Source organism: Comamonas sp. B-9, from assembly GCF_000410635.1.
Lineage (GTDB): Bacteria > Pseudomonadota > Gammaproteobacteria > Burkholderiales > Burkholderiaceae_C > Comamonas.
The window spans coordinates 29069-38816 of sequence record NZ_KE148528.1 but is presented as its reverse complement, the minus strand read 5'-3'; the positions used below and the strand labels follow the sequence as shown (position 1 = coordinate 38816).

Genomic DNA, 9748 nt, shown 5'->3' with positions numbered 1-9748 from the left:
TCGGTGCGCTATACACCGGGCCTGGCTGGCAGCGATGGCGTGCGCGTGGCCGTCGAAGAAGGCAAGGTGCGCGTGGTACGCCGCGATGGCGCGCCCGGCCCCGCGCTGGCGCAGATCGCCGAAGCCCAGACCTTGGTGGCCGGCCAGCAGATCAGCGCCAATCCCGAAGGCAGCCTGCGCCCCATCCAGCCCGTCGCCGCCGAAGGCATTGCCGCCTGGCGCGAGCACCGCATCAGCTTTGTCAACACGCCGCTTGCGCAGGCGCTGGCCGAGTTTGAGCGCTACGGCAGCACGGGCCTGACGATCAGCGACCCGGCCGTGGCCGCGCTGCGCCTGAGCGGCACCTTTGACCCTAGCGATACCCAGACCTTGCGCAAGGTGCTGCCCCATGCGCTGCCGGTGCGGCTGCAGCAGGTGGCGGGCGGACTGGAAATACGCGCGCTGCGTTGACGTCGCCAAGCCCCAGAAAATTTTTAATATTTTTTTCGCGCTCACTACCGTATTTCTCGCAACTCGTGCGTCTACCTCAGTAGGAATGATTTGCATTGACTACTTTGAGGACCTCCATGTCGTACCCCCTTCTGCGCCCCGCTCCGCTGGCTTTGGCCATGGCCCTGGCCTTGGGCTCCGTAGCAGCCCATGCGCAAAGCGCCGCGCTGCCGACCACGCCGCTGGCCTTCAGCATCCAGGCCCAGCCGCTGGCAGAGGCGCTCAATGACTGGGCGCGGCAAACGCGCATCCAGCTGATTGCCCAGCAAGGCCTGGTCGCCGGCAAGCGGGCCCCTGCCATCGTCGGCACCTTGACGCCCAACCAGGCGCTGGACCGCTTGCTGGCCGGCACCGGCCTGGTGGCCACGGTCGAAGGCCAGGCCGTGGTGATCAAGGCCGCCTCGGTCGGGGAAGAAGGCGCGACCCTGGCGACCGTCACCGTGACGGCCGATGCCCAGCGCGATGGCGCCACCGAAGGCACGGGCAGCTACACCCAGCGCGGCCCCAGCGCCACCGCCACGGGCTTGAGCCTGAGCCTGCGCGAAACCCCGCAGTCGGTCAGCGTGATGACGCGCCAGCGCATGGACGACTTCAAGCTCGACACCCTGACCGATGTGATGGAGCAGACCCCGGGCATCGGCACCTACCGCCAGGGCAATGCCACCGATTTCCAGGCACGCGGCACCTCGGTCAACCTGCAGACCGATGGCATGGCCCAAGTGCGCAGCGGCTGGTACTACCTGACCAGCACCCTGTTCTCGCTCGACGACATGGCCGAGATCGACCATATCGATGTGCTCAAGGGCTCGTCGGGCCTGGTGGTTGGCAAGGGCGAATACGGCGCCACCGTCAACATGGTGCGCAAGCGCCCCACACGGACCTTCCAGGCCAGCGTGCAGGCCAGCGCCGGCAGCTGGGACAGCTACCGCGCGCAGGCCGATATCGGCGGCCCGCTCAACGAGGCGGGCACGCTGCGCGGCCGCCTGGTGGCCTCGGCCACCGATGCGGGCAGCTTTCGCGACCATGAAGACAGCAGAAGCAAGATGCTGTTCGGCACCCTGGAAGCGGACCTCAGCCCGGACACCTTGTTGAATGTCGGCTTTACCTACCGCCAGCGTGCAGCCAACGGCATCGGCACCACCCAACCCATCCAGGGCTACACCCGTGCCGGTGTCAAAACACCCGACCGGCCGCGTTCGTTCAACACCGGCGCGCCCTGGGGCGGTTATGACCAGGATTCGCTCAACCTCTTCGGCAGCCTGGAGCAGCGCCTGGGCAATGGCTGGACGAGCAGCCTCAAGTTCTCGCACCAGCAGGTGCGCATGGATGACATGTTTGCCGGCTACCTCTACGACCAGGACCGGGTCAACTACGGCCGCTGGACCGACATGCGCAACGACAACTGGACCGTGAACCTGGACATCAAGGGCCCGTTCAGCCTGCTGGGCCGCCAGCACGAACTGCTCGCCGGCCTTGGTATTTCGCGCTTCCAGAGCAGCGTCAAGCTGCCGTTGAACGCGCTGACCCTGCTGCCGCTCGATGGCCTGGGCACCCGCTACGACCAGGGCGGCGCCTACCTGCCCGAGCCCGACACCAGCAGCTGGACCTATGGCGACAACCGCTTCAGCCAAAAGCAGCGCTATGCCTATGCGGCAGGCCGCTTTCAGCTCAGCGATCCTGTGCAGCTGATTGCGGGCTTGCGCGTGACCAAGTTCGAAGAGCGCGACACCACCCCCTACTGGTGGAACTACGACATGAACGAGAGCGCGGTCTACACGCCCTACGCCGGTCTGGTCTACGACTTCCACCCGAACATGTCGGCCTACGCCAGCTACGCCAGCATCTTCCAGCCGCAGACCTCGCAGGACGAGCAGGGCCGCACCCTCAAGCCCGAAGAAGGCAACACCTATGAGGTCGGCATCAAGGGCGAGTTCTTTGACAAGCGCCTCAACGCCAGCATCAGCCACTACTGGATCAAGACCAAGAACACCGCCGAGGAAACCGGTGGCCTCACCCCTGGTGGCGACACCGCCTACCGCTCCGTCGCCTCTGCCCCCCGCCACGGCTGGGAGCTGGAGCTGTCGGGCGAGCTGGCACGCGGCTGGCAGGCCCAGGGCAGCCTGGTGCGGCAAAACAGCTCGCTGAGCAACACCAGCCAGTACCCCGAGTACCAGTTCAAACTGGGCAGCACCTACCGCTTTGACGAAGGCGCGCTGCGTGGCCTGACCGTCGGTGCCTCCACCCGCTGGCAGGACAAGACCTCCGTCAGCAACAGCGCTGCTACCCTGGAACAAAGCAGCTACGCGGTGCTGGACCTGATGGCCCGCTACCAGGTCGACAAGCAGCTGTCCTTCAGCCTGAACGTCAACAACGCGCTGGACAAGCACTACAAAGCGGGTGTGAACAACTTCAGCGCCATTGGCCTGTACTACACCTGGGGAGCGCCGCGCAGCGTGAATGTGGGCATGCGTTACGACTTCTGATGACGCAGACGAGGTTGACCGCGGCGCCTGGCAACCTCGTCACTCAGCGGCGTCTGTTTCGTACCAGATGCATCGCTCATGTTAGATTGAGGAATTCACTCACATTGCATACTTCCATTACGCATCCATGACCTTCATGCGTCAAACTTTCATGGCTGTGCGCTATTTGGCCCTACTATTGTTCGTATTGGGGGCGGCCGTCTTGACTGCGCTTTTAGTGGCGAATTGGCATGACGATCCGCTCAGCGAAATGGCCCGCCAAGTGCTACAGATGCCGCCGACTGACGCCATGCAGGAGGGCAATGGCTATCTGATCATCGTGGGTTTAAATGCACCCACTGATAGCGGCAATCCTATTAGCAGCGCTGAGACGTTTGCGCGCCAATCCCTGGCGAAGTCGCAGGAAGCACGTCACCAGGCCAAGCAGGCGCCGCAAAGCTTCGATGCGATCATGGCTTGGGCAACCTCCACAGGCGAAGACGGGGTTTCTCCACTGACTCTTGACTGCTCCTGGAAGGCCGACAAAGACTGCTTTAGTTGGACACTGGCAAATAGAAATCAGGTCCTTACGTTGGTGCAAACATATCGCCCATTGCTCGTTCGCTATGAAGCGGCAGCAACGGCTCCGCAGTTCATCAACCTTCCTTACGATATTTTCAATCCACTCCCTTCCTACTCTCAGCTGCGCAGCGTCCATGCGCTGATGTTGGCGAAAGCTACTCTGGAATGGCCGCTGTCTGCGCAGGTAGCTTTGGATACGATGGAAATCACCAGCAGACTGCGAGCACGCATGGGCAACACCGCCAGCAGTTTGTTAGAAGCCATGGTGGTGCTGGAAATGCAAAGCGCAGAGTTACGCTGGCTCAGCCAGGCAATGAGGCATACGAATGCCCACATATCACCCATCGTCTCTTCAAGAATCCGGGAGCTCATCTTGCAGCCCGGCCCAAATCTAGACTCCGCGCTGCAGGGAGAGCAACAGTTGATTGTCGGAATGCTCCCATTGGTATCGCAAAAGGGGCAATACGACAGCTGGCAAGAAAAGCTGCATGACAACCTCTCACGCCTCGGCGTTCTACCAATCGCCACCTTGAATGCCTCGCTGGAGCATCTGGACCAAATCAAAGCCATGGCACATTTGCCCGCCAATGCGTTAGAGGCAGCCTTCAAGACATACCATCGGGTATCGGCTGACCGCTATCACTGCGCCCGTCCACTTCGGCTGCGCAACTACTTTGGGACATGCATGGTTGCTATGAACTCTGATCACTATCAAAGCTCTTTTCAACGCGTCCACGACTTGGACGGCTACCGCCGTTTGGTCATGCTGCAATACCTTGCGATGCACAAAAGCATTCCTGCCCAGGACATGCAGGCTTGGGTACAAGCATCCCCTACCGAGCTGCACAATCCTTACACCTTGCAAGCCATGCAATGGCTAGCCGCCACGCATAGCCTGATTTTTGAAGGCAAGGAGCCACACCGGAGCAATCCTGGGGGTTCCGCAACCTATCGCATACCTTTGCGTCAAAAGGTGCCTTGAGACAGGCTCTGAACTTTGAAGGCTCGCTTGCAGGGCTGTGAGGACCACCACCCCAGCGCTCCATCCGCCCTGCCAGCCTCTCACTACAAACCTGGACTCGTCGTGACCAGCGCAGTGCGTCGCAGCTACATACCGGTTCTCGTGCCCCAATACACGCTTTGCTATTAGGCGATAGTCCCGTTGACGATGGCATAGCCTATGCCAGCTGCCCTCTGCTTGGGGGAGGCCCAAGTTGGCGGTAACGCGCGCAAGGGTGACGACGTGCTCCGAACAGAGCCGCAAAATCCCACTGGCCAAATCGTTCAGCGCTTGCGGGGAGCCCATCTAGTGAATGTGTACTACGGATGGCAGCGTCATCTTGGTTTTGAGCAATTTCGCGCTCTCATAGCGGGTGGCCCCAATGCTGGCCGATCCATAGAACAACGCCGCATCCGAGCGGCTGGTATAGGACACCAGTGCCTCCGCCGTATTCACCGGCACCTGAAGGTTGATCGGCTAGAAACTGCTGGTCGTGGCAACTCCCCCAATGGGCACCAAGCTACTCAGCTCGCAGAGCCGCCTACTGAACAGAAGCCCTTTAGTCATCAACGCCGCATTGTTGCCGTAGCCCTGGGTGTAGCTATCAGAAGCTGCGTTAGCAAGCGAGGTAGAAATAGTGCAGCAGCCAGTCTCTCCAGAAGAGAAGAGGACGGGCTGACAAGCAGAAGATCCCTTCTGATTTCTCCCGTTTAGACAGAGGTCTTGCACCGCATCGTGTCCAGGGCAGACCCATTGTGTTCGGTAGGTTTGCGGCAATCCCCTGAATGGACCATACCCGGTCAAAGCAATATCTTCCAAAAGCAGCAATACGGCGCAGACAGCGACAGAGCCCAAGTCATAAGAAAAGAGCCCGTTGGCTGAAAAACCGACGAGCTAGGCTGCCATGGGTTGGATAGTGATTAGCCGGCTTTATCAAATGCTGCAGCCAGCCTGTCAACCGCCTGCTCAATCTGCGCCACATCGGGCGCGGCAAAAGACAGGCGCATCGAATGCAGGTTGGCGTTGTCGGCATAAAAGGCCTTGCCCGGCACAAAGATCACGTTGGCGGCCACCGCAGCATCAAACAGCTTTTGCGGATCGATGCGGGTGTCGAACGTCAACCAGACAAACATGCCGCCAGCGGGCTGCACAAACTGCACCAGGTCACCCAGCCGCGCCTTCAGGCCCTGGGTCAAGGCCAGCATGCGGCGCTGGTATTCGGCGCAGGCCTTGGCCACAGCCTGGCCATAGCGGCCCGACTGCAGGTAGCTGGCGGCCACGGCTTGCGCCAGCGGCGAGGTGCAGAGGTCATTGGTCTGCTTGGCCACCGTGCAGCGGCGCAGCACGGCCGGGTCGGCCACCATCCAGCCCACGCGCAGGCCGGGGGCCACGGTCTTGGACAGGCTCGACAGGTAGACCACGGGGTTCTCTCCCTCGCCCACTTGCTGCTGGGCCGCGGCATAGACGGGGGCTGGGCGGGCATCGGTGAAGGCCAGCTCGCCGTAGGGATCGTCCTCGACGACGACAAAGCCATACTGCAGCGCCAGCTGCACCAGGCGCTCGCGGCGCTTCTGTGTCAGCAAGGTGCCGCAGGGGTTGGAGAAGTTGGGCACGGTGTAGAGCAGCTTGGGGCGCTCGGCCACCGGCAGCGCAGCCAGCATGGCGGCCAGCGCTTCGACATCCAGGCCATCGCCATCGACCGGCGTGCTCAGCATCCTGGCGCCCGCCTGGCGCAGCGCCGCAAGGGTGGCGGGGTAAGCCGGGGTCTCCACGCAGACGGCATCGCCGGGCTGGATCAGCACGCGCAGCAGCAGGTCAAAACCCTGTTGCGAGCCGGTGGTCACCAGCATGTCGGCCGCTGTGCAGCGGATGCCCCGGGCCTGGCACTGGGCTGCCAATTGCTCGCGCAGCGCGGGCGAGCCTTCGGTGGCGCCGTACTGCAGCGCGGTGGCGCCGGTGGTCATCGCCTGCGCGGCCGCCGCTGCCAGGCCTTCCTGGTCAAACAGGCTGGGCGAGGGGTAGCCACCGGCCAGCGAGATCATGCCCGGGCGGCTCAGGTAGGGAAACAGCTCGCGGATGGGCGAGCCCTGGGGGTTGGCGAATGCGGGAGTGAATTGAAAAAAGGACATGGCCTTGTCTCGCTGGGTTGTCTCTGGTGGTTGTTGTTGGCCATGCCTGCCCATGCAGGCATGGCCAGGGTCTTAGTTTTTGGCCGTGCCCAAATCCACGGTGCCGCAAAGGTGCTGGGGGTCCAGCCGGTCGCGCCAGCCATCGGCCCATTGCTGCAGCAGCGGCGGCGTAAAGCGCTGGTAGTAAGCCAGGTTGTGCGGGCCCACACCGTGCTCCGCGCTGTAGCTGCCCGCAAAGTCCTGCACCACCATGCCGTAGATGGCATCGCGCAGGCGCTGCACTACGGCCGGGTCGTACTGCTCGGGCGCATCCTTGAGCCAGATGACATTGAAGTGCACACCGCCATCGGCGATATGGCCAAAGTCCACGACGGTGAGGAAGGGGTAGTCGCGCGCCACCAGCTCGCGGCCTTTGCGGCAGAACTCCATGATGCGCGAGCGTGGCACCGACACATCAAACGCAATGGGCTTGCCCAGCGCGCGTGCACCTTCGCTGATGCTATGGCGCAGGTGCCACAGCTCGGTGGCATTGCCCAAGGCCGCGTTGACGATGGTCGACTCGAACTGGTCTTCCAGGAAGCTGTTGAGCGCCTCTTGCAGATCCAGCTGGCTGTATTTGGCAGCGGCATTGGCTTCCAGCTCGACCAGGATGGCGAACTCGGGCGCATCATCCGGCGCAAAGGGGTTGCGCAGGTTGGGCACATGGTCAATGGCCGCCTGCATCGCGTTGCCCGAGATGCCTTCAAATGCGGCCAGCCAATCGCCCAGGTCGCGCTCAAAGGCCTGCAGCAGCTCCATCACCGCCTCGTCCGAGGCCGGCACCACCAGCGCCGTGGCGCGCTGCGCCGGGCGGGCATGCACCTGCAGGGTGGCCTGCGTCACGATGGCGCCGGCCCCAGAGCCGCCGACAAACAGCTGCTTCCAGTCCACGCCGGTATTGTTCTTGCGCAGCGCGCGGCCCAGCTCCACCACCTCGCCGGGCGGGTCCATCAGTACCACTTGCAGTGCCATCAGGTTGGAGCGCACATCGCCGTAGCGGATCAGGCGCGTGCCACCGGTGTTGGTGGCCACCATGCCGCCGATCGAGGGGTTGGCCCCCAGGTCGATCGGAAACCAGAGGCCGTGGGGTTCGAGCTGGTCGTTGAGCTCCTGCAGGGTGACGCCGGCATCGACGACCACGCTGCGGTTGGCCACATCCACCTCGCAGTGGCTGCGCAGACGCGAGAGGCTCAGCACCAGCTGGGTGCCGCTCATGTCCGGCGTGCTGGCGCCCACCATGCCGGTGTTGGCGCCTTGGGGCAGCAGCGCCAGGCCGCGCTCGGCGCACAGCCGCACGACGGCCTGCACCTGTGCCACATCGGCGGGGCGCACCACCAGGCGCGCACGGCCCTGGCCGTAGCGCGCGCCTTCCTCATAGGCGGCCATATCGGCGCCTTGCAGCACCCCGACTTCACCCACAATGGCGTGCAGCGCACTCAGCAGTTCGCGGTTGTCCAGATCAGAGGCGGCCATCGCTCAGGCCACGCTTTCTGCTACATCGGCTTGCGCCAGGGCCTCGCGCACCGCTTGCAAGGATGCGTCCTGCATCGCCTGGTACAGCGCGATCTCGTCATGCACCTGGGCACCCAGGTCGGCCTCGAAGGCCTGCTGCGCCTGGTTGGCCTCGTAATGCTTTTGCTCTTCGCCGCCCAGGTTGGACTGGAAGATACCGGCCGCGCTCACCGGCAAAAAGTCCTCGTACACGATGGGCTCGGCACGCACCACGCCGTCGGCAATCAGGGTCTCGATATCGGCCGAGGCATCGCCCACGGGCTGCTGCAGCACATAGCGGTAGAACGCCAGGCCCTGCTGGCGCATGGCGTCATGGCTGTCGGGGAAGGCGGCAAAGGACGACTCCAGGCGGTCCTGGTAGTTGGCGCTGGCGCTGCCGGCATTGCCCATGCTGCGCACATTGGCCAGCAGGCTGTCATACAGCGCGCGGCCCTTGCGGGTCAGGGCCACGCCGCGTTGCTCGATCTCGCCAAAGCGGGCGGTGTGCGTGCCCTGGTCGTCGCTGCCGGGGAAGTTCACGCGCTCCTGCAGCGCCTTGAAGCTGGTCTGGCGCAGCAGGATCGGGCAGGCGCGGCGGGGTGGGCCTTCGACCACATCCTTGGCATCCATGCCATGGGCGGGCATGCCCAGCTGGGCGGCGTCGATATCGAGCGTGCGCGGCGTCAGGTGGTTGATGTGCGGGCCCTTGAAGCAGACCACATCGGCCACCAGGCGGTGCGCCTTGTGCAGCTTGTCGTAGGTGGCGGCATCCACGGTCGCCTCGCTGTGCCAGCGGAAAGTCTCCAGCGCTTCACGCACAAATTCGTCGGCCTCTGCATCGCTCAGGCCACCAGCGGCTTCGCACTGGGCGATCAGCGCCAGCGCGCGATCGGTGAAGATCTGGCGGCGGGCCAGGATGGCGGCCGACTGCGCGCGCAGCGCCTCATCGGCCAGCAGGTCCAGGCGCAGCAGCGAGGTGAACACGCGAAAAGGGTTGCGGTTGAGCGAGCTGCTCAAGACCGGGCGGAAGGCGGTGGAGTGCACCGGCACGCCCGCCACCGACAGGTCATAGTAGCCCACGGCCTCCATGCCCATCACGGCAAACAGGCGACGCAGGGTGGACAGCTCTTCCTTGGTGCCGACGCGGATGGCGCCATGGCGCTCCACATCCAGGCGGTCCAGCTCGTCAGCCTGCGCCATTGCATTGGCCAGTGCGGGCTGGGCCTTCAGCACCTCGCCATTGACCTGGGCTACCAGTTCCATCAAGTTGCCGTATTGCGGCACTTCGTCGCGGTACATATCGGACATGGCGCGGGAGAAGCGCGAACGAACCTCATCGGGGTGCACAAAGTGGGTCATCGTGGGTACCAGATCAATAGCTAATAAAACGGGAAAACCGGGCCTTGGCGGCCGGCCACAAAGCGGCTGCGCACCAAGACAACACTGCGCGTCATGCTAGGCAGAGCCTTGTGCCAGGTCAAACGACAATAGCGCGGCAAATTATTCCAATTACGCACAACATGGCGGGGGCCGGTGCCTGCGATGAAAAATGCGAT

5 protein-coding genes and 1 pseudogene are annotated in these 9748 nt (G+C 63.4%); 3 read left to right on the top strand and 3 right to left on the bottom strand.

Translation table 11 applies throughout. The features are described from left to right. From H928_RS31410 to H928_RS0106470, 3 genes and pseudogenes are all read left to right on the top strand, one after another. Positions 1 to 450, top strand: a pseudogene (locus H928_RS31410) (DUF4974 domain-containing protein); the annotation flags it as partial. A 116-nt stretch (positions 451 to 566) separates the two neighbouring features. After that, positions 567 to 2972 (top strand): TonB-dependent siderophore receptor, encoded by a 2406-nt coding sequence (locus tag H928_RS0106475; RefSeq protein ID WP_021025759.1) that lies wholly within the window; start codon positions 567 to 569, stop codon positions 2970 to 2972. 127 nt (positions 2973 to 3099) lie between these two features. After that, positions 3100 to 4515 carry a hypothetical protein gene (locus H928_RS0106470; protein WP_021025758.1) on the top strand — a complete coding sequence of 472 codons (1416 nt, stop codon included), beginning with the start codon at positions 3100 to 3102 and terminating at the stop codon, positions 4513 to 4515. A 938-nt stretch (positions 4516 to 5453) separates the two neighbouring features. Here the strand turns inward: H928_RS0106470 and H928_RS0106465 are convergent. From H928_RS0106465 to H928_RS0106455, 3 genes are all read right to left on the bottom strand, one after another. Then, positions 5454 to 6662 carry a PLP-dependent aminotransferase family protein gene (locus tag H928_RS0106465; protein WP_021025757.1) on the bottom strand — a complete coding sequence of 403 codons (1209 nt, stop codon included), beginning with the start codon at positions 6660 to 6662 and terminating at the stop codon, positions 5454 to 5456. 72 nt (positions 6663 to 6734) lie between these two features. Beyond that, the gene (locus H928_RS0106460; protein ID WP_021025756.1) at positions 6735 to 8174 is read right to left on the bottom strand and encodes an FAD-binding oxidoreductase; all 1440 of its coding nucleotides are present in this window, start codon (positions 8172 to 8174) and stop codon (positions 6735 to 6737) included. Between the two features lie 3 nt (positions 8175 to 8177). Continuing rightward, a complete protein-coding gene (locus tag H928_RS0106455) occupies positions 8178 to 9551 on the bottom strand; it encodes a VOC family protein (protein WP_021025755.1) in 1374 nt (457 codons plus the stop codon). Positions 9552 to 9748 lie beyond the last annotated feature (197 nt).

What these genes read in the sequence shown, in the direction of transcription:
- H928_RS0106470 (WP_021025758.1), top strand. Translation starts at nt 3,100, where the DNA reads ATGACCTTCATGCGTCAAACTTTCATGGCTGTGCGCTATTTGGCCCTA.
- H928_RS0106465 (WP_021025757.1), bottom strand. Translation starts at nt 6,662, where the DNA reads ATGTCCTTTTTTCAATTCACTCCCGCATTCGCCAACCCCCAGGGCTCG.
- H928_RS0106475 (WP_021025759.1), top strand. Translation starts at nt 567, where the DNA reads ATGTCGTACCCCCTTCTGCGCCCCGCTCCGCTGGCTTTGGCCATGGCC.
- H928_RS0106455 (WP_021025755.1), bottom strand. Translation starts at nt 9,551, where the DNA reads ATGACCCACTTTGTGCACCCCGATGAGGTTCGTTCGCGCTTCTCCCGC.
- H928_RS0106460 (WP_021025756.1), bottom strand. Translation starts at nt 8,174, where the DNA reads ATGGCCGCCTCTGATCTGGACAACCGCGAACTGCTGAGTGCGCTGCAC.